We start from the raw sequence: 20021 nt of genomic DNA on the forward strand, positions 1-20021 counted from the left end.
GTCATGGGCCATCCCTGGCCCAGGACGGCTAACCCGGCGTCCTGCCGGGTTACCCACGGATTCAAGCCTGCGTTCGGCCAGCGTGGTTGACGGGGCGCCTGAGATCAAGATCAAAAACAGAGCAGATCACAAGCAGAGCTTGTTACAGCTACACAACATTATTCGTGTAGATAACTATGGTCATCGCTGGCCATCCGCGCTCATCGCGTAAAGAATGCGTATAGATCGCCCCACTCGCATAACGATTACGTCGTCGCTATTGAGCCACTAAGCCTGCGCACTCTACCGTCACTTCCTACCCCCAACACCCGTAGGAAGTCATCGTGGAAAGTTCAACTTTAGGCATGGTCGTCCTGACAATGATTGCGCTCTTTGGCACCGCCGCGTTCTGCTTCGAGCACCTCGCCACGCGCGCCGACAAGAAAAAGAAGAGCAAGTAAGCGGGCCAGTCACATCCGCGTAACCCCAGACTTCAAAGGGATACCCCGGCAACGGGCTATCCCTTGTTTGCGTGTGTCCGCCAAACACACGCCTATATACCGTCTTAATGCCGCACCGGGTAATCAGTGCCCGAGCTTGATACGCCAGCCCTTAACCTCCCCGCGTCCGCAGTTGCGGCTTATTCATTCAGGGGAGTTACACCGTGCTCACACTTACCTTCATCTATATCGCCAGTGGCCTGAGTGCCGTCGGGCTGTTCGTTTATTTGGGCTATGCCCTTATTCGCGCCGAAAAGTTCTAGGGAGCCTGCCATGTACGACGTGATGTTTATGGGCCTCTCCCTGGTGTTTTTTGTTGCGACTGCCCTGGCCATTGTCGCCATGGGCAAGATTTGAACGGAGCCACGACATGCTAAGCACTTTGCTGGAATTTACGCTGGTCCTGGGGTTGATGACCGGGCTCGCCGTGTTGATGGGCCAGTGGCTGACCCGGGTGTTCACCGGCACCCGCCACGCCCTGCCGGAACGCTGTACCTATCGCCTGCTGGGCATCGATCCACAGGCCGGCATGGGCTGGGCCCGCTATGGCGCGGCGCTGCTGTTGTCGAATGCCGCCATGATGCTGCTGGGCTACCTGGTGCTGCGCTTGCAGGCCGTCATGCCGATCAACCCACTGGGCCTGGCCGCCCAAACGCCGGACCTGGCGTTCAACACCGCCGCGTCCTTTATCACCAACACCAACTGGCAGGCGTACTCGGGCGAAACCAGCCTGTCGAACTTCAGCCAGATGGCGGTGATCACCTTCCTGATGTTCGTCGGCGCCACCTCCGGCGTGGTCGCCGCTGCCGGTTTCATTCGCGGCCTTAGCCGCTCAAGTTCGGCGGATATCGGCAACTTCTGGGTCGACTTCACCCGCACGCTCTACCGCGTGATGCTGCCACTGTGCGTGGCGATGGCGTTGGTATACGTGTGGCAAGGCATGCCGCAGACCTTTGCCTCGCAAGCCCTCGCCACCACCCTGGAAGGCGCGCAGCAACAGTTGATCGTGGGGGCGGTGGCCAGCTTTGAGTCGATCAAGCACATCGGCACTAACGGCGGCGGGTTCTTCAGCATGAACGCCGCCCACCCGTTCGAAAACCCCACGCCTTTGACCAACGTCCTGCACATCCTCAGCATGCTGCTGATTCCATCGGCACTGACCTACACCTTCGGCAGCATGCTGCTGCAACGCCGCCAGGGCTGGGTGTTCTTCGGCACCTTCCTGGTGATGTTCATCGGCTTTCTCGCGCTGGTGTACGGCGCTGAACAAGCCGGCAACCCGTTGCTGACCCAGGCCGGCGCAGACCAGACGCTGTCCATCGAACAGAGCGGCGGCAACATGGAGGGCAAGGAGCTGCGCTTCGGCATTGCCGACAGCAGTCTGTTCATTGCCACCACCACTGCCGCAACCACCGGTTCGGTCAACGCCATGCATGACTCGCTGACGCCCATGGGCGGCTTCGTGCCCCTGGCGCAGATGATGCTCAACTGTGTGTTCGGCGGTGACGGTGTGGGCTTTATCAACCTGATCCAGTACGCGCTGCTCACGGTGTTTTTGGTCGGCATGATGATCGGCCGCAGCCCGGAATTCCTCGGCAAGAAAATCGAGGCCCGTGAGATCAAGCTGGTGATGCTGTCGGTGCTCGCCCACCCCATCAGCATCCTGGGTTTCACCGCCCTCGCCGCCCTGTGGCCAGACACGATGGCCAGCCTCAACAACCTCGGCCCGCATGGGTTCAGCGAGGTGCTCTACGCCTACACCTCCGGCACCGCCAACAACGGTTCGGCGTTTGCCGGGCTGAACGCCAACACGCTGTTTTTCAACACCACCATCGGCCTGGCGATGTTGATCGGGCGCTTCTTCACCATGCTGCCGATGCTGGCCGTGGCCGGCTCCCTGGCGATGAAAAAAACCGTACCTGCCGGCGCCGGCACCATCCCCACCGCCACCCCGTTGTTCATGTTGCTGGTGGTGTTCGTGGTGCTGGTGGTCGGCGGCCTGACCTTTTTGCCCGCGCTCGCGCTCGGCCCGCTGGTGGAGCAATTGCAGCTGCTCTCCGGCCAGACGTACAACTGAGGACACGCAGATGACCACTCAATCGATTTTCAAAGGCCTGCTGCGCCCGGTGCTGGTGTCGGCAGTGTTTTTCATGCTACTGACCGGCCTGGCGTACCCCGCCTTCACCACGCTGGCTGCACAACTGTTGTTCCCGCTGCAGGCCAATGGCTCGCTGATCGAGCGCGACGGCCAGGTGATCGGCTCCGCGCTGATCGGCCAACCGTTCACAAAACCTGAGTACTTCCAGGGGCGCCCGAGCATGACCCTCGGTGCCGACCCGCAAGACCCGAGCAAGAGCATCTCGCAGCCTTATAACGCAGGCTCGAGCGGCGCCAGCAACCTCGGCCCGACCAGCCAGAAACTGGTTGACCAGGTGACCGCACGCGCCCAGGCCTATCGCCAGGCCAACGCCCTCGCCGCCGATGCGCCAGTGCCGGTCGACGCCGTGACCGCTTCCGCCTCGGGCCTGGACCCGCACATCTCGGTGGCCAACGCACGCCTGCAACTGGCCCGGGTAGCCCGCCTGCGGCACATCCCGGAAGCCGAACTGCTGCAACTGCTCGACGACCACACCCATGCGCGCACTTTCGGTTTGCTCGGCGAACCGCGGGTGAATGTGCTGCAACTCAACCTGGCGCTGGACGCCCGTCAGCCCGCCATTGCGGTCAGTGAGTAAGGGATCACCTTCATGAAAAATGCTCGTTTACCTCTGTTTGACCGGCGCATCGTGCTCACGGCCGGCGTCGATGCCCTGAAGAAACTGCTACCCCAGGCCCAATGGAAAAACCCGGTGATGTTCGTGGTGTATCTGGGCAGCCTGCTCACCACGTTGCTGTGGTTCCAGTCCCTGGGGGGCCAGGGTGAAGCGCCCAGCGGTTTTATCCTCAGCATCACGTTGTGGCTGTGGTTCACCGTGCTGTTCGCCAACTTCGCCGAAGCCCTGGCCGAAGGTCGCAGCCGCGCCCAGGCCGCCAGCCTGCGCGGCATGAAGCGCCAGACCCTTGCCAAATTGCTGCAAAAACCCCAGCACGGCGGCGCGTGGTTGCCCCTGGAAGCCAGCCAACTGCGCAAGGACAACGTGGTGCTGGTCGAAGCCGGCGACCTGGTGCCGCTGGACGGCGTGGTGATCGAGGGCGTGGCGTCGGTGGATGAAAGCGCGATCACCGGTGAATCGGCGCCGGTGATTCGCGAGGCCGGTGGCGACTTTTCCTCGGTTACCGGCGGCACGCGGGTGCTGTCGGATTGGCTGGTGGTGCGCATCAGCGTCAACCCGGGCGAATCGTTCCTTGATCGCATGATCAGCATGGTGGAATCGGCCAAGCGCCAGAAGACCCCGAATGAAGTCGCCCTGACGATTTTGCTGGTGGGCTTGACCCTGTTGTTCCTGCTGGTGATCGCCACGTTGAGCCCCTACTCGATCTTTGCGGTGGCCATGAGCGGCAGCGGCAGTGTGATCAGCGCCACGGTGCTGGTGGCGCTGCTGGTGTGCCTGATCCCCACCACCATCGGCGGCCTGCTCTCGGCCATCGGTGTGGCCGGGATGAGCCGGATGATGTCGGCCAATGTCATCGCCACCTCGGGCCGCGCCGTGGAGGCTGCGGGTGATGTGGACGTGCTACTGCTGGACAAGACCGGCACCATCACCCTGGGCAATCGCCAGGCCAGCCGTTTTCTGCCGGCGCCCGGCGTGAAGGAAGCCGACCTGGCCGACGCCGCACAGTTGGCGTCTCTGGCCGACGAAACCCCGGAAGGCCGCAGCATCGTGGTCCTGGCCAAACAGAAATTCGACATCCGCGCCCGTGACATCAACGCCCTCGGCGCCAGCTTTGTGCACTTCACCGCGCAAACCCGCATGAGCGGCGTGGACCTGCCCGAAGGCCGGGCCATTCGCAAAGGCGCGGCCGATGCCATCCGCAGCCATATCGAGGCGTTGGGTGGAAGCTTTCCCGCCGCACTCCAGGCAAAAGTCGATGAAGTCTCGCGGCGTGGCAGCACACCGCTGGTGGTCAGCGACGGTGCCCAGGCACTGGGCGTGGTGGAACTCAAGGACGTGGTCAAGGGCGGTATCAAGGAACGTTTCGCCGAGCTGCGTCGCATGGGTATCAAGACCGTGATGATCACCGGTGACAACCGCCTCACCGCCGCCGCCATTGCGGTGGAGGCCGGTGTGGATGACTTCCTTGCCGAAGCCCGGCCCGAAGACAAGCTGCAACTGATCCGCGACTACCAGGCCCAGGGCAAGCTGGTGGCGATGACCGGCGACGGCACCAACGACGCACCGGCACTGGCCCAGGCTGACGTGGCGGTGGCGATGAACAGCGGCACCCAGGCCGCCAAAGAGGCCGGCAACATGGTCGACCTCGACAGCAACCCGACCAAGCTGATTGAAGTGGTCGAGGTGGGCAAACAGATGCTGATGACCCGTGGCGCCCTCACCACCTTCAGCGTGGCGAACGACGTGGCAAAGTATTTCGCGATCATCCCGGCCGCGTTTGTCGCGACCTACCCGCAGCTTGGCGCCTTGAACGTGATGCACCTCGCCAGCCCCAACTCGGCGATTCTCAGCGCGGTGATTTTCAACGCGCTGATCATCGTCGCGTTGATTCCCCTGGCCTTGCGCGGCGTGACATACCGGGCGATTGGCGCGGCGGCGTTGCTCAATCGCAACCTGCTGATCTACGGCCTGGGCGGAGTGCTGGTGCCGTTTGCCGGGATCAAGCTGATTGACTTGCTGCTGACCGGGTTGGGCCTGGTGTAACCCCTCGGCTTGCCGGCGATGGCGTCTTTGAAAACGCCATCGCCGGCAAGCCGGGCTCCTACAAGGGATTTTGGATGGATTCAAAAAATGATTAACAGGCTTCACGCGCCACCCGACGAACGCCCCGACCCCGACGCCCTGCTCGCTCGGATCCAGAGGGAAGAACACGCCGCCCTGCGCGGCAAATTGCGTATCTATTTCGGCTCCAATGCTGGTGTGGGCAAGACCTGCGCCATGCTCGCGGCGGCGCAACGTGAGGTCGGCCTGGGTCGTGACCTGCTGGCAGGCGTGGTTGAAACCCATGGGCGCACAGACACCGCCGCGCTGCTCGAGGGCCTGGAGCAACTGCCCCGCGCCGCCGTGTCTCACCGCGACTATGCGCTGACTGAATTTGATCTGGATGCGGCACTGCACAGGCACCCTGCCGTGGTGCTGGTGGACGAGTTGGCCCACAGCAATGCGCCGGGCTCACGCCACCCCAAACGCTGGCAAGACGTCGAAGAACTGCTCAGTGCCGGCATCGATGTGGGGACCACCCTCAACGTCCAGCACCTGGAAAGTTTGAATGACCTGGTGAGCGGGATCATTGGCATCCGCGTGCGCGAGACCGTGCCTGACCATGTGTTCGATAACGCCCACGACGTGGTGGTGATCGACCTGCCACCCGACGACCTGTTGCAACGCCTCAAGGATGGCAAGGTGTACCTGGGGGCCCAGGCTGAGCGTGCCTCGCAGCATTTTTTCCGTAAGGGCAATTTGCTCGCCCTGCGCGAGTTGGCACTGCGGCGCACGGCCGATCGCGTCGACACGCAGATGCGCGTGTACCGCCGCGAACGGGCGATCACCCACCTGTGGCCGGCCCGCGAGCGGCTGCTGGTGGGCGTGGCGGGTGATGCCGGTGATGAGCGCCTGGTGCGTGAGGCGGCACGCCTGGCACAGAAGCTGGAAGCGGACTGGATCGCGGTGCATGTCGCCACGCACCAGGGGCGCGGCGCCAAACGTTACCTGGCCGCCATGAAAACCCTGGCGCTGGCAGCTGAGCTGGGAGCCGACACCGCCACACTGCCCGGCATGGACGTGGCCGAAGCCCTGGCCGCCTGTGCCCGTGAGCACAATGCCAATCGCCTGGTGCTGGGCCATCATCCGCGTCAGGTGTGGCGCTTCTGGCACCAATCAGTGAGTGATCGGATCAGCCGGCACCACCGGCAAATCGATCAGATCGTGATCGCCCACGGGCTGCTGCCGGCCAAGCCTGCAGTGGTCGAGAAGGTAGGCCCCGCAGCGGGCACTCGGTTGGCGTACCTGTGGGCCAGCCTGGCGTGTTTTGCCGCCAGCGCCGTCGCCGCCTTGTTGCTGCAGGTGTTCGACCTGGCCAACGTGGTCATGCTGTTTTTACTAACGGTGGTGCTGGTGGCCCTGCGTTTCGGGCGCGGCCCCGGCGTGTGGGCGGCGATGCTGGCGGTGCTGTGTTTCGACTTCTTTTTCGTGCAGCCGCGCTACTCGTTCACCGTCAATGACACCCAGTATTTCTTCACGTTTGCGCTGATGCTGGGCATCGCCCTGATCACCGGGCAGCTCACCGCCCGCCTGCGCCATGAAGCACGCACCGCCGCCGCCCGCGAACGGCGCGCCACCTCTTTGGCCCGCCTGGCCCGCGACCTGTCGGCGGCGCTGACCGTGGAGCAGATCAGCGAAGTGGCCCTGCGCACCTTCAGCGGCGTGTTCGAGGCGCGGGTCGGCCTGGCGTTGCCGGACGCCGCCGATGGCGTGCACAGTGTCGGCGGCCTGCCGATGGACGAGAGCATCGCCCAATGGAGCTACGACCATGGCAAGGCCGCCGGCCAGGGCACCGACACCTTGTCGGCGGCCAAAGGTTGCTACTGGCCGCTCAAGGCACCGATGCGTGTGCGCGGTGTGTTGGTGCTGGAATTGGCCCAAAGCGAGCGCCTGAGTGATCCCCAGGAACGCCACCTGCTGGAAGCCTGCATGAGCCAACTGGCGATCGCGCTGGAGCGTGTGCATTTTGTCGAAGTGGCGCAAAGCACCCTGGTGCAGATGGAAGGCGAGAAGATGCGCAACACCTTGCTCGCTGCGATCTCCCATGACCTGCGCACGCCGCTGACCACCTTGATCGGCGCCGCCGACACCGCCCTGCCCCACGCGCCGCCCGGGCCGCTGACCGCGTTGCTCCACGGCATTCACGAACAGGCCACGTCGATGCAACGGCTGATCGAAAACCTGTTGGACATGGCGCGCCTGCAGGAGCACGGCGTGCGCCTGAATCGCCAGTGGCATTCGTTGGAAGAAATCGTCGGCAGCGCCCTGCGCCAGTTGCGCGAACCCTTGGCGCGACACTCGGTGAACACCGCCCTTGAGGCGCCATTGCCGCTGGTGGAAGTCGATGCGCTGATGCTTGAGCGGGTGCTGGTCAACCTGCTCGACAACGCCGCCAAGTACACCCCGGCGGGCACGCGCATTACCGTCGCCGCGCACTGCATCTCGGGCAGCCTCACGCTGGAGGTCAGCGACACCGGCCCGGGCGCGGCACCGGCCAACCTGTTCGAGCCCTTCGCGCGCGGCCAGCAGGAATCTTCCGTCACAGGCATCGGCCTGGGCCTGGCGCTGGCCAAGCGCATCGTCGAAGCCCACGGCGGCCGCATCGACGCCAACCCCGGCGAAGTGTGTGGCATGCACTTCATCATCACCCTTCCGGCGGGCACCCCGCCGTCCATGGACGCCCTATGAGCACAGCACGCATTTTGATTGTTGAGGACGAGGCCAATATCCGCCGCTTCGTCGGGATTGCCCTGCAAGATGAGGGCTTTCAGGTGTTCGAGGCCGACAGCGTCAAGCGCGCACTGATACACGCCGCCAGCCGCCAGCCGGACCTGGTGATTATCGACCTGGGCCTGCCGGACGGCGATGGCAAACAACTGATCAGTGAGTTGCGTGGCTGGTTGGCAGTGCCGATCCTGGTGCTCTCGGCCCGCGATCGCGAAGAGGAAAAAGTCGCCGCCCTGGACGCCGGCGCCGATGACTACTTGACCAAGCCTTTCGGGGTGCCCGAGTTGCTCGCACGCATCCGCGCACAACTGCGCCGGCATGGGCAAACCGGGACGGTGACGGCCACCAGTAAGGTGGCGTTTGGCGACATTGAAGTCGACCTGGCCACCCATGAGGTGTGGCGCCAAGCGCAGCCGGTGCACCTCACGCCCATCGAGTACCGCCTGCTCTGTGCGATGATTCGCGGCCAGAGCCGGGTACTCACACATCGCCAGTTATTGCTGGAGGTGTGGGGCCTGGACTACGTGGACCGCGCCCATTACTTGCGGGTACACATGGCGCATCTGCGGCAAAAGCTGGAAGCAGACCCCACACAGCCGCAGCATTTCATCACGGAACTGCAGGTGGGTTACCGCTTGATGGGGCTGTAGACAAAAAATCCGGGCAAAAAAAAGCCCGCTCAATGAGCGGGCTTCTTGTGGCAACCTGGCGTTCAGTGTTCCAGGTTGCCGAATATGGCGCAGCGGACGGGACTCGAACCCGCGACCCCCGGCGTGACAGGCCGGTATTCTAACCGACTGAACTACCGCTGCGCGTAACACTTAAAACGAATGGTGGGTGATGACGGGATCGAACCGCCGACATTCTGCTTGTAAGGCAGACGCTCTCCCAGCTGAGCTAATCACCCTTCGTTTCGGTGTGGGCGCATCATACACCAAAAAATCGTAATGTCTTGATTTAAATGCAATTTATTTAAAAAAAGTTTAAATCGCGATTTTTTGCCATATTTCGGACAAAGAAAAGCCCGCGATTAAGCGGGCTTTCTGTGGTGACCTGGCGTTCAGTGTTCCAGGTTACCGAATATGGCGCAGCGGACGGGACTCGAACCCGCGACCCCCGGCGTGACAGGCCGGTATTCTAACCGACTGAACTACCGCTGCGCGTAACACTTGAAACGAATGGTGGGTGATGACGGGATCGAACCGCCGACATTCTGCTTGTAAGGCAGACGCTCTCCCAGCTGAGCTAATCACCCTTCGCTTCGGTGTGGCGCGCATTCTACGGAGCGACCTTGGGTCTGGCAAGCACTTTCTTAAATCTTTTTTTTGAGCCCTTCCAATGGCTTAGGCAGGGTTGGCCTGAGGCGCTATCAAGAGAATAATGCCCTCCTTTGTATAAAGGAGAGACTCACCCCATGTGGTTCAAGAACCTGCTTATCTATCGCCTGACCCAAGATCTGCCTGTTGATGCCGAGGCGTTGGAAGCGGCCATGGCCACCAAGCTGGCGCGCCCCTGTGCCAGCCAGGAGTTGACCACTTACGGTTTCGTCGCGCCGTTTGGTAAAGGTGAAGACGCTCCCCTGGTTCACGTCAGCGGTGACTTCCTGCTGATCGCCGCCCGCAAGGAAGAACGTATCCTGCCGGGTAGTGTGGTGCGTGACGCACTCAAAGAGAAAGTTGAAGAGATCGAGGCCGAGCAGATGCGCAAGGTCTATAAGAAGGAACGCGACCAGATCAAGGATGAGATCATCCAGGCCTTCCTGCCGCGCGCCTTTATCCGTCGTTCGTCGACCTTCGCCGCCATCGCGCCGAAACAGGGCCTGATCCTGGTGAACTCGGCCAGCCCCAAGCGCGCCGAAGACTTGCTGTCGACCCTGCGTGAAGTGATCGGCACCCTGCCGGTTCGCCCACTCACCGTCAAAACCGCGCCAACCGCGATCATGACCGACTGGGTCACCACCCAGAAGCCGGCCGATGATTTCTTCGTCCTCGACGAATGCGAACTGCGCGACACTCACGAAGACGGCGGCATCGTGCGCTGCAAGCGCCAGGACCTGACCGGCGAAGAGATCCAACTGCACCTGACCACCGGCAAGGTCGTGACCCAGCTGTCTTTGGCGTGGCAGGACAAGCTGTCCTTCATGCTCGACGACAAGATGACCGTCAAGCGCCTGAAGTTCGAAGACCTGCTGCAAGACCAGGCCGAACAGGACGGCGGCGACGAAGCCCTGGGCCAACTGGACGCGAGCTTTACCCTGATGATGCTGACGTTCGGCGATTTCATCCCTGCGCTGGTTGAAGCACTCGGCGGTGAAGAAACACCACAGGGCATCTGACGCCCTCTCTTTGTAGGAGCCGGCTTGCCGGCGATGGCGGACCTGAGGGCGCCATCGCCGGCAAGCCGGCTCCTACATATATTCGAATAACAAGGACATCCCCATGCGCGCACTCGCCGCCTTGAGCCGCTTCGTCGGCAACACCTTCGCCTACTGGGTGTTGATCTTTGCCGTGCTGGCGTTCCTCGAACCGGGCTGGTTCATCGGCCTCAAAGGCGCCATCGTGCCGCTGCTGGGCCTGGTGATGTTCGGCATGGGGCTGACCCTCAAACTCGAAGACTTCGCCGAGGTCGCCCGCCACCCGTGGCGCGTGGCCCTGGGCGTGGTTGCCCACTTCGTGATCATGCCCGGTGTGGCCTGGTTGCTGTGCCAGGCCTTCCACCTGCCGCCGGAAATTGCCGTCGGTGTGATCCTGGTCGGTTGCTGCCCAAGCGGCACCTCCTCCAACGTAATGACCTGGCTGGCCCGGGGTGACCTGGCGCTGTCGGTGGCCATCGCCGCCGTCACCACCCTCCTCGCCCCGCTGCTGACACCCGCACTGATCTGGCTGCTGGCCTCGGCCTGGCTGCCTGTTTCGTTCATGGAGCTGTTCTGGTCGATCCTGCAAGTCGTGTTGCTGCCCATCGTGCTCGGCGTACTGGCGCAACGCTTGCTCGGCGAACGTGTACGCCATGCGGTGGAGGTCTTGCCGCTGGTGTCGGTGGTGAGCATCGTGATCATCGTCGCGGCCGTGGTTGCCGCCAGCCAGGCGAAGATTGCCGAGTCGGGCCTGTTGATCATGGCGGTGGTGATGCTGCACAACAGCTTTGGCTACCTGCTGGGTTATTTCACCGGCCGCCTGTTCGGTTTGCCATTGGCACAGCGCAAGTCGTTGGCGCTGGAAGTGGGCATGCAAAACTCCGGGCTGGGTGCCGCCTTGGCCAGCGCGCACTTTTCGCCATTGGCGGCGGTGCCGAGTGCACTGTTCAGCGTCTGGCACAACATTTCCGGAGCGTTGCTCTCGACCTACTTCCGCCGCATGAGCGAAAAGGAAGACCGCCGCGCACTGGAAACCACGCCGTAAACTTGATCGCCCGATCAATATTCGGCACTCTACCGAGCTTCGCGGGGACGACCTCGCGACGCTCTCAAGCGCCTAATCCGGGGACGACCCCACGTCTGTAGAGAGGGTCATCATGTCCTGGATCATTCTGTTTTTTGCGGGTTTGTTCGAAGTCGGCTGGGCCGTTGGCCTGAAGTACACCGACGGTTTCAGCAAGCCTTTGCCCACAGCCCTGACCATTGCGGCCATGGCGATCAGCCTGGGTTTGCTGGGGCTGGCGATGAAGGAACTGCCGCTGGGCACCGCCTATGCGATCTGGACTGGCGTGGGTGCGGTGGGCACGGTGATCGCCGGGATTATCCTGTTTGGGGAATCCATGGCGCTGTTCCGGCTGGCGAGTGTGGCGCTGATCATTTGCGGCCTTATCGGCCTCAAGATCAGCACCTGACCCACTGGCGCACCGCACTGTAGGAGCCCGCTTGCGGGCGATGGCAGTCATACGGACGCCATCGCCGGCAAGCCGGGCTCCTACAGGACCGTGCCGCGCAGCTCGGTTACCTGTTGCTGCAGATGTGCAGGCGTTGCCGCCTCCGTAGATACCGGCTCACCCGCCACCAGCACCACCCGCGACCAGACCCGATGGAAAAACCCCTTCTTCGGATCACGACTGAAGAAACTCCCCCACAACCCCTGCAACGCCATCGGAATTACAGGCACCGCCGTCTCCTCCAGAATGCGCGTCACGCCGCCACGAAACTCGTTCATCTCGCCATCGGTCGTCAGCTTGCCCTCCGGGAAGATGCACACCAACTCCCCTTCCTTCAGGTACTGCGCAATCCGCGTGAAAGCCTTTTCGTAGATCTGGATGTCTTCGTTGCGCCCCGCAATCGGAATCGCCCCGGCGGTGCGGAAGATAAAGTTCAGCACCGGCAAACGGTAAATCTTGTAGTACATGACAAAGCGAATCGGCCGACGCACTGCGCCGCCAATCAACAGCGCATCGACAAACGACACGTGGTTGCACACCAGCAGGGCCGCGCCCTCATCCGGGATGGCTTCCAGGTTGCGATGCTCCACGCGGTACATGGAATGGCTGAGCAGCCAGATCATGAAACGCATGGTGAACTCGGGGACAATCTTGAAGATGTAGGTGTTGACCGCGACGTTGAGCAGCGACACCACCAGGAACAGCTCGGGGATCGACAGCTTGGCCACGCTGAGCAGCAGGATCGACACGATGGCCGACACCACCATGAACAGCGCGTTGAGAATGTTGTTGGCCGCGATCACCCGGGCCCGCTCGTTCTCGGCGGTGCGCGACTGGATCAACGCGTACAGCGGCACGATATAGAAGCCGCCGAACACCCCCAGGCCGAGGATATCGAACAACACCCACCAGGCCTGGCCATAGCTGAGCACGGCGAGCCAGTCGTTGGCCTGCACGTTCTGCGGGAAGCCACCCGAGTGCCACCACAGCAACAAGCCGAACACCGTCAGGCCGAACGAACCGAACGGCACCAGGCCGATTTCGACTTTGCGCCCCGAAAGCTTCTCGCACAGCATGGAACCCAGCGCGATGCCCACGGAAAACACCGTGAGGATCAGCGTCACCACGGTTTCGTCGCCGTACAGCCACTCTTTGGCGTACGCCGGGATCTGCGTCAGGTAGATCGCGCCGACAAACCAGAACCACGAGTTACCAACGATGGAACGCGAAACCGCCGGCGTCTGCCCCAGGCCCAGGCGCAAGGTGGCCCAGGATTCGCTGAAAATGTTCCAGTTCAGGCGCAGCCCCGGCGTTGACGCCGCCGCCCGTGGAATACCACGACTGGCCAGATAACCGAGCACCGCCACGCCGACAATCGCCACCGACACCAGCGGCGCGTAATGGGTCGACGACATGATGATCCCGGCGCCGATGGTGCCGGCCAGGATCGCCAGGAACGTGCCCATTTCCACCAGGCCGTTGCCGCCGACCAGCTCATCTTCATGCAGGGCCTGGGGCATGATCGAGTACTTCACCGGGCCAAACAGCGCCGAGTGGGTGCCCATGGCAAACAGCGCCAGCAGCATCAACTCCAGGTGGTTGAACATGAACCCGGTGGCGCCCACGGCCATGATCACGATCTCGCCGATCTTGATCGCGCGGATCAACGCGTCCTTGTTGAATTTCTCGCCAAACTGCCCGGCCAGCGCCGAAAACAGGAAGAACGGCAGGATAAACAGCAACGCACACAGGTTGACCCAGATCGAGCGGTCACCGTCGATGGTCAGCTTGTAGAGGATGGCGAGGATCAGCGATTGCTTGAAGATGTTGTCATTGAAGGCGCCCAGCAACTGGGTGACGAAAAACGGCAAAAAGCGCCGTGTGCGCAGCAAAGTGAATTGCGAGGGGTGGCTCATCGTCCGTGTTCCTGCGTGGCCTGTTGGGCTTTTATTAAAAACAGGCCACGACTTTACCTAATCCCGCTTACTTATTCCCTAGTCCTGCAATGCAGGGGGAAACAAAAAGCTCACCTTTATAGGCGCCCTGCACCGTGCGCTTGGCAACGATCAGCCACATCAGCGCCAAGGCCACCACCAGCACACTGCCCATCACACTGAAAAAACCCAGGTGCAGCACGTTCGCCAGCTTCAGCGTCGCCAGGGCATACACCCCCAGCGGGAAGGTAAAGCCCCACCAGCCGAGGTTGAACGGGATACCGGCACGCAGGTAACGCAGGGTGATCAGCACCGCGATCAGCATCCACCACAACCCAAAACCCCACAGCGTGATGCCCGCCACCAGGCCCAGACCGTTGGCCATCTCACCCACACCAGGCAAGCCATTGGCCGCAAAGATCGCTGGTGCGTCGCCACCGAGCAAGAGCATGCCAAGGGCGCCGGTGCCAATCGGGCCCAGGGCCAGCCAGCTCGACGCCGCCATATTGGCGTGGGGCAACTTATGCAAGGCCATGCGCAACATCAGGATGGTCAGGATGCTGAACGCCACCGGCAGCGAAAACGCCCAGAGCACGTAGCTGGTCACCACCATCACCAGTTGCGAATGGGCGTCTGCCAGGTGCGGCGCGAGCAAGCCGCCGCTGGCGGCGGCCACTTCGGCGGCAACCACCGGCAACAGCCAGACGGCGGTCATCTGGTCGATGCTGTGCTCCTGGCGAGTGAACATCATGAACGGGATCAGCACGCCGCAGGCCAGGGCCATCGCCACGTCCAGCCACCAGATCACTTCGGCCAAGGGGATCACACTGTTGCCCCAACGCGGCAGGCCGAACAGCAGCAAGCCATTAAGGATAGTCGCCAAACCCATCGGGATGGTGCCGAAGAACATCGAGACAGTGGAGTGCCCGAAAATCCGCCGCGCCTCGTGGAAAAACATCACCCAGCGAGCGGTGTACAGGGCGCTGAACAGCACAAACAAGCCGATGGTGAACATCCACAGCGCTTCGGCAATGGCATGCAGGCCTGGCACGTTGACGGGCAACTGGGCCAAGGCCAACGCCAGTACACCGGTGCCCATGGTGGCGGCGAACCAGTTGGGGGTGAACTGGCGGATCACTTCCCGTGGTCGGGTCAGGTGACTGAAGGGTTTGTAGCTGATGGTAGTCGAGCAGGTCATGGTGGTATTCCTCTTCCTCGCATGAGGTTGAGACCATCATAGAACCCTATCGAATATCTATATAACGGGTAATATCTCTATCTGTTATCTACTTTGCAGATATACGATCAAACGCTGCCTTCGCACTCAATCACCAGGATTCGCGCCGGGCCTTGTGGATGGGCCACATGCTCGGTGCCGACACTGGCGTAGAAGATATCCCCCACCGCCAGCTCTGCCACGTGCTCGAACCCGTTATCGCGGTAGTGCATGTGCACCCGGCCATCGAGCACCACGAAGACTTCTTCACCGTCGTTGATGTGCCAGCGATACGGCTGGTCGGTCCAGTGCAAACGGGTGGTGATGCCGTTCATGTTGGCGATGTCCAGCGCCTCCCAGGCGCGGCTGCCGGTGAAGTCCTTGCTGCGGATGATCTTCATGCGTGAACCTCGATCAGGCGGTACGGGAGGCGATTATTACCCATCAAGCGCCTGTCGTCGCCCTGGCCCGCGCCGAATCCTGCATCAGCAAGCCGCCCAAGGCACCGAGGGCCAGCACGATCAACACGGCGCCGTAGCCGTCGGTGGTCACGATCAGGCCAAACACCCGGCTCAGGTTGCCGGCCAACAGCGCCGGCAGGCAGAAAGCCAGGTAGCTCAGCACATAGAACGCCGACATCAAGCCCGCCCGTTCATGGGGCAACGCCAAGCCGACGATGCTGCGAATGCTGCCCATGAAGCCGCCGCCAAAGCCAAAGCCTGCGATCACACTGGCGACAAAGAACAGCCACAGGCTGGCGCTCTGCACGGCGACCAACAGCAACGCCACGCCGACAGCCAGCAACAGCGCGGACAAGCGCATGACTTTGTCAGCCGGGTATTCGCGCAGGCGGTAGATCATCACCGCGCCGCTCAAGGTCACCACGGCCACCAGGCCGCCGCCGATCAGGTGGGAGGTCGAACCGGTTGCCGTCTTCACCAACGAAGGGGCCAGGGAGGAAAAGAACCCACCCAACGCCCACACCGCCACGTTCAGGGGCATCGCCAGCCACAAGGCACGGCGGGCCTGTGCGGGTACATGCAGGGTCGGCGCCAGGGATTTCAAAGCCCCCGGAATGCGGCTGACCGTTTCGGGCAAACGCCACACGTATAACGCCTGCAACACCATCAAGCCGAGCATCACCAGGTAGATCAGTTGAGTCGGCCGTGGCGCGAACTCCACCAGCAAGCCACTGCCCAGTCCGCCACTGGCCATGCCTAGCAACGGTGCGAGGCTGTTGAGCATTGGGCCGCGCAGGCGGTCGGTGTCGAGCAAGGTGGCGCTCAACACCGCCGTTGCCGTGCCGGTGGCGAAACCTTGCAGGGCGCGTGCGGCAATCAGGTAGGCGGTGCTGTCAGCGTTGATAAACAGCAGCATGGCCACGATATTGAGCAGCAAGGCGACGAAAATCACCGGCTTGCGCCCCAGGTAATCCGACAGCGAGCCCACGGTCAGCAGCGCCGCCAGCAGGCTCACGGCGTACACGCCAAAGATCACCGTCAGCATCGCCGCCGAAAAATGCAGATTGTCCTGATACACCTGATACAGCGGTGTCGGTGCACTGGAGGCGGCGAGAAAGGTCAGCACCGTGATGACCAGAAACGCCAGGTTCGAACGGTTGGAAGTAGGACTGGACATCGGCACGCTCCGCTAAAGCTAACATTTTGCTTTTGCAGAGTGTGCTACCGGAAAGCGCTTAAAGCAAATTCTTTGTGTTAAGGTTTTAGGCATGGCTATTAAAGAAGGTCTTCGCCCGGGGGGCCGCAGTGCCCGGGTCCAGGAATCAGTGCACAACGCCACGCGCGAACTGCTGGAAGCTCACGAGCGCTCCAGCGTGACAGTGCCGATGATTGCTGCGCGCGCGGGCGTCACGCCCTCCACCATCTATCGACGCTGGGGCGACCTTTCGGTGTTGCTGGCGGATGTCGCCCTGGCACGCATGCGCCCGGACAGCGAGCCGGCCAATACCGGCAGCCTGCGTGGCGACTTGCAGGCCTGGGCCGAGCAATACCTGGATGAAATGAGTTCGGAGCCGGGGCGCAACATGATGCGTGACCTGCAGTGCACGATCACGCCAGGCTACTGCGTGAGCATCCTGAGCGGGCAGTTGCAGGCGATTGTCGACCGTTACCCCGATGCGGCACCGCCGAGCGTGGACCACCTGATCAACCTGATCGCCGCGCCGACGGTGTTTCGCATCCTGTTCTCGACCGCACCGCTCTCGGTGCAAGAGCTGCACGCGCTGATCGAGCTAGCCCTCAAACCCTGAAGGCCTGCACTCATCAAAATGTGGGAGCTGGCTTGCCTGCGATAACGGTGGGTCAGCTGGCATATCATTCACAGGCAGACCGCTATCGCAGGCAAGCCAGCTCCCACATTGACCTGATCACACTCCAAAAAAAAGGCCTCATCTGAGGCCGTTTTTTTTAGAGGATCGTCGCTTACGTGCGCATCCCACGCCCGCTCACCAGCAACTTGGCGCAGCCGATATACAGCACCACGGTCGCCACCAGCATGAACGTGATCGCCACGCTGATCTTGATGTCCGACACCCCCAGGATGCCGTAGCGGAAGGCGTTGACCATGTGCAGCACCGGGTTGGCCAGCGACACGGTCTGCCAGAAAGGCGGCAACAGGGTGATGGAGTAGAACACCCCGCCCAGGTAGGTCAGCGGCGTCAGCACAAAGGTCGGGATGATCGAAATATCATCGAAGTTGCGTGCAAATACGGCGTTGATGAACCCCAGCAGCGAGAAGATCGTCGCCGTCAGCACCACCACCAGCAAGGTGACCCCCAGGTGATGCACCTGCAGGTGGGTGAAGAACAGCGACAGCAAGGTCACGATCACCCCGACCATCAGGCCGCGCAGCACACCGCCCAGGGTGTAGCCGATCAGGATGGTGTGCGGCGATACCGGCGACACCATCAGCTCCTCGATGGAGCGCTGGAACTTGCTGCCGAAGAAGCTGGAAACCACGTTGCCGTAGGAGTTGGTGATCACCGACATCATGATCAGGCCCGGCACGATGTACTCCATGTAGGTGAAGCCACCCATGTCGCCGATCTGGCGACCGATCAGGTTACCGAAGATCACGAAGTACAAGACCATGGTGATCGCCGGCGGCAGCAGGGTCTGCGGCCAGATCCGGGTAAAGCGCTTCACTTCGCGGTAGACGATGGTTTGCAGCGCGACGAGGTTGGGTTGCAGTTCGGAACTCATACCGCCACCTTCGCCAGATTTTTCTCCACCAGGGACACGAACAACTCCTCAAGGCGATTGGTTTTGTTACGCAGGCTCAGCACTTCGATGCTCTGGGCTGCCAGTTGAGTGAACAGCGCCGTGATACCCATGGCCTTGTCCACCTGGACTTCCAGGGTATGGCTGTCCACCAGGCGGCTCGGGTAGCCGAGCAGTTGCGGCGGCGCCGACAGGTTGTTCTTCAAGTCGAGCAGGAAGGTTTCCACATGCAACTGGCCCAGCAGGTTACGCATGCTGGTGTTTTCGACGATGGTGCCGTGGTCGATGATGCCGATGTTGCGGCACAGTTGCTCAGCCTCTTCCAGGTAGTGGGTAGTGAGGATGATGGTGATGCCCTTCTCGTTCAGCTCAGTGAGGAAGGTCCACATCGAACGGCGCAGCTCGATATCCACACCGGCCGTTGGTTCATCGAGGATCAACAGGCGCGGCTCGTGCACCAGGGCGCGGGCAATCATCAGGCGGCGCTTCATGCCGCCGGACAGTGAGCGCGAAGGCACATCACGCTTGTCCCACAGGCCTAACTGGGTCAGGTACTGCTCGGCGCGCTCCTTGGCGACTTTCGCCGGGATGCCGTAGTAACCGGCCTGGGTCACGACGATGTCGAAGGTCTTTTCAAACTGGTTGAAGTTGAACTCCTGGGGCACCACGCCGATGGAACGCTTGAGCGCCGCCGGGGATTTGTCCAGGTCATGACCAAAGATATTCACCGTGCCACTGGTCTTGTTGACCAGTGTCGAGAGGATACCGATGGTGGTGGATTTGCCGGCACCGTTGGGGCCGAGCAAGGCAAAGAAGTCACCTTCGGCAACGTCCAGATCGATACCACTCAGGGCCTGGAAACCGTTGCCGTAGGTTTTGGTTAGCTGCCGGATGGACAGAGCGGAACTCATATCGGATTACGCACCAAAGAAGGGAATTGGAAGAATAGATGAGGGCGCAGCGCGCGTATTCAACGGCGGCGCATGACAACCATGTTGGCTGCCCGCGCCGCACAAGTACAGTCACCTGTATTAATAGTCAGTATTAAGTCAACGCAGTCATGACCGCTTTGCGGTAGGCCGGGCGCTGCTGCAGGCGCTGGTACCAGGCCTCTAGATGGGGCATTGCAGGCCGCTCGATGGGCATTTCAAACCAGGCGTAGGCAAAGCAGCCCAGGGGGATGTCGCCCATGCCGATCTCGTTGCCCGACAGATACGGCTGTGTGGCGAGGGCCTGGTCGACGGTCTTGAGCACATCGATGCAGGCTTGGCGCCCGGCGTTGATGCTGTCCCAGTTCTGCTTTTCGGCGGGGGTGCGCAGGATGCCCCAGAACACAATCTTGAACGGTTCGGCGAGGGTGGACGTGGTCCAGTCCATCCACTTTTCAGCGTTGGCTCGCGCCTTCAAGTCGGTGGGGTACCAGCTGGAGGCTTCCTTCGCGCAGAGGTAGCGCACGATGGTGTTGGACTCCCACAGCACAAAGTCGCCGTCTTCGATCATCGGCACCCGGCCATTGGGATTCAGTGCCCGGTATTGCGGGGTGTCGACCACACCAAAAGCCCCGCCCGCATCAATTGCCTCATAGTCCAGACCGAGTTCCTCGGCGCACCACAGTGCTTTCCTGACGTTTGATGAATTTTTACGACCCCAGATTTTCAGCATGACCGCGCCTTATCGTTGATGAACAT

Annotated in this window: 17 protein-coding genes and 4 tRNA genes; 10 read left to right on the top strand and 11 right to left on the bottom strand. The window is 61.8% G+C overall.

From position 1 onward, the window contains the following. Positions 1–643: 643 nt before the first annotated feature. The 6 genes from kdpF to HX792_RS12670 all read left to right on the top strand — a co-directional run bounded on the left by kdpF (position 644) and on the right by HX792_RS12670 (position 8730). Positions 644–742 carry a K(+)-transporting ATPase subunit F gene (gene kdpF / locus HX792_RS12645; RefSeq protein ID WP_176996432.1) on the top strand — a complete coding sequence of 33 codons (99 nt, stop codon included), beginning with the start codon at positions 644–646 and terminating at the stop codon, positions 740–742. Between the two features lie 107 nt (positions 743–849). Beyond that, positions 850–2556, top strand: a complete 1707-nt coding sequence (gene kdpA / locus HX792_RS12650; protein ID WP_176996433.1) for a potassium-transporting ATPase subunit KdpA — start codon at positions 850–852, stop codon at positions 2554–2556. Positions 2557–2566: 10 nt separating this feature from the next. Continuing rightward, positions 2567–3214: a K(+)-transporting ATPase subunit C gene (gene kdpC, locus HX792_RS12655; protein ID WP_176996434.1), complete on the top strand. Its 648-nt coding sequence runs from the start codon at positions 2567–2569 to the stop codon at positions 3212–3214. Between the two features lie 12 nt (positions 3215–3226). Continuing rightward, positions 3227–5296, top strand: a complete 2070-nt coding sequence (gene kdpB / locus HX792_RS12660; RefSeq protein WP_176996435.1) for a potassium-transporting ATPase subunit KdpB — start codon at positions 3227–3229, stop codon at positions 5294–5296. An 87-nt stretch (positions 5297–5383) separates the two neighbouring features. Beyond that, positions 5384–8041, top strand: coding sequence for a sensor histidine kinase KdpD (locus HX792_RS12665; RefSeq protein WP_176996436.1), 2658 nt, complete (start codon positions 5384–5386; stop codon positions 8039–8041). Beyond that, entirely contained in the window at positions 8038–8730 is a 693-nt protein-coding gene (locus HX792_RS12670) for a response regulator (RefSeq protein ID WP_176996437.1), read from the top strand. Before HX792_RS12665 ends, HX792_RS12670 begins: the two co-directional genes overlap by 4 nt. 85 nt (positions 8731–8815) lie before the next feature. Here HX792_RS12670 and HX792_RS12675 read toward each other — a convergent pair. The 4 genes from HX792_RS12675 to HX792_RS12690 form a co-directional block, all read right to left on the bottom strand. Next, positions 8816–8892: transfer RNA gene (locus HX792_RS12675), tRNA-Asp, on the bottom strand. Between the two features lie 19 nt (positions 8893–8911). Continuing rightward, positions 8912–8987: transfer RNA gene (locus HX792_RS12680), tRNA-Val, on the bottom strand. A gap of 176 nt (positions 8988–9163) precedes the next feature. Then, positions 9164–9240, bottom strand: a tRNA-Asp gene (locus HX792_RS12685). Between the two features lie 19 nt (positions 9241–9259). Beyond that, positions 9260–9335 (bottom strand) — tRNA-Val (locus HX792_RS12690). Between the two features lie 159 nt (positions 9336–9494). Here HX792_RS12690 and rdgC point away from each other — a divergent pair. The 3 genes from rdgC (at position 9495) to sugE (ending at position 11905) form a co-directional block, all read left to right on the top strand. Next, positions 9495–10415 (top strand): recombination-associated protein RdgC, encoded by a 921-nt coding sequence (gene rdgC / locus HX792_RS12695; protein ID WP_010211632.1) that lies wholly within the window; start codon positions 9495–9497, stop codon positions 10413–10415. Positions 10416–10518: 103 nt separating this feature from the next. Further along, the gene (locus tag HX792_RS12700) at positions 10519–11478 is read left to right on the top strand and encodes a bile acid:sodium symporter family protein (RefSeq protein WP_176996438.1); all 960 of its coding nucleotides are present in this window, start codon (positions 10519–10521) and stop codon (positions 11476–11478) included. Positions 11479–11590: 112 nt separating this feature from the next. Next, the gene (gene sugE, locus HX792_RS12705; protein WP_003237114.1) at positions 11591–11905 is read left to right on the top strand and encodes a quaternary ammonium compound efflux SMR transporter SugE; all 315 of its coding nucleotides are present in this window, start codon (positions 11591–11593) and stop codon (positions 11903–11905) included. 80 nt (positions 11906–11985) lie between these two features. On the opposite strand, the gene HX792_RS12710 is transcribed toward sugE, so the two are convergent. From HX792_RS12710 to HX792_RS12725, 4 genes are all read right to left on the bottom strand, one after another. Beyond that, positions 11986–13860 (bottom strand): MFS transporter, encoded by a 1875-nt coding sequence (locus HX792_RS12710; protein ID WP_176996439.1) that lies wholly within the window; start codon positions 13858–13860, stop codon positions 11986–11988. A 67-nt stretch (positions 13861–13927) separates the two neighbouring features. Next, entirely contained in the window at positions 13928–15076 is a 1149-nt protein-coding gene (locus tag HX792_RS12715) for a TDT family transporter (protein ID WP_176996440.1), read from the bottom strand. 107 nt (positions 15077–15183) lie between these two features. After that, positions 15184–15495 (bottom strand): cupin domain-containing protein, encoded by a 312-nt coding sequence (locus HX792_RS12720; protein ID WP_176996441.1) that lies wholly within the window; start codon positions 15493–15495, stop codon positions 15184–15186. 43 nt (positions 15496–15538) lie between these two features. Beyond that, on the bottom strand, positions 15539–16732 hold the full coding sequence (locus HX792_RS12725) for an MFS transporter (RefSeq protein ID WP_176996442.1): 1194 nt from the start codon (positions 16730–16732) through the stop codon (positions 15539–15541). A 91-nt stretch (positions 16733–16823) separates the two neighbouring features. Between HX792_RS12725 and HX792_RS12730 the strand changes: the two genes are divergently transcribed. Then, positions 16824–17363, top strand: a complete 540-nt coding sequence (locus tag HX792_RS12730) for a TetR/AcrR family transcriptional regulator (protein WP_176996443.1) — start codon at positions 16824–16826, stop codon at positions 17361–17363. 172 nt (positions 17364–17535) lie between these two features. Here the strand turns inward: HX792_RS12730 and HX792_RS12735 are convergent, their stop codons facing one another. The 3 genes from HX792_RS12735 to HX792_RS12745 all read right to left on the bottom strand — a co-directional run bounded on the left by HX792_RS12735 (position 17536) and on the right by HX792_RS12745 (position 19995). Next, complete coding sequence (locus HX792_RS12735) at positions 17536–18315, bottom strand: ABC transporter permease (RefSeq protein WP_176996444.1); 780 nt, start codon at positions 18313–18315, stop codon at positions 17536–17538. Next, positions 18312–19244: an ABC transporter ATP-binding protein gene (locus HX792_RS12740; protein WP_176996445.1), complete on the bottom strand. Its 933-nt coding sequence runs from the start codon at positions 19242–19244 to the stop codon at positions 18312–18314. The genes HX792_RS12735 and HX792_RS12740 overlap by 4 nt, the downstream gene beginning before the upstream one ends. A gap of 133 nt (positions 19245–19377) precedes the next feature. Further along, positions 19378–19995, bottom strand: a complete 618-nt coding sequence (locus tag HX792_RS12745) for a glutathione S-transferase (protein WP_176996446.1) — start codon at positions 19993–19995, stop codon at positions 19378–19380. Between the last annotated feature and the right edge of the window lie 26 nt (positions 19996–20021).

It is taken from the genome of Pseudomonas sp. B6002 (assembly GCF_013385985.1).
Taxonomy (GTDB): domain Bacteria; phylum Pseudomonadota; class Gammaproteobacteria; order Pseudomonadales; family Pseudomonadaceae; genus Aquipseudomonas.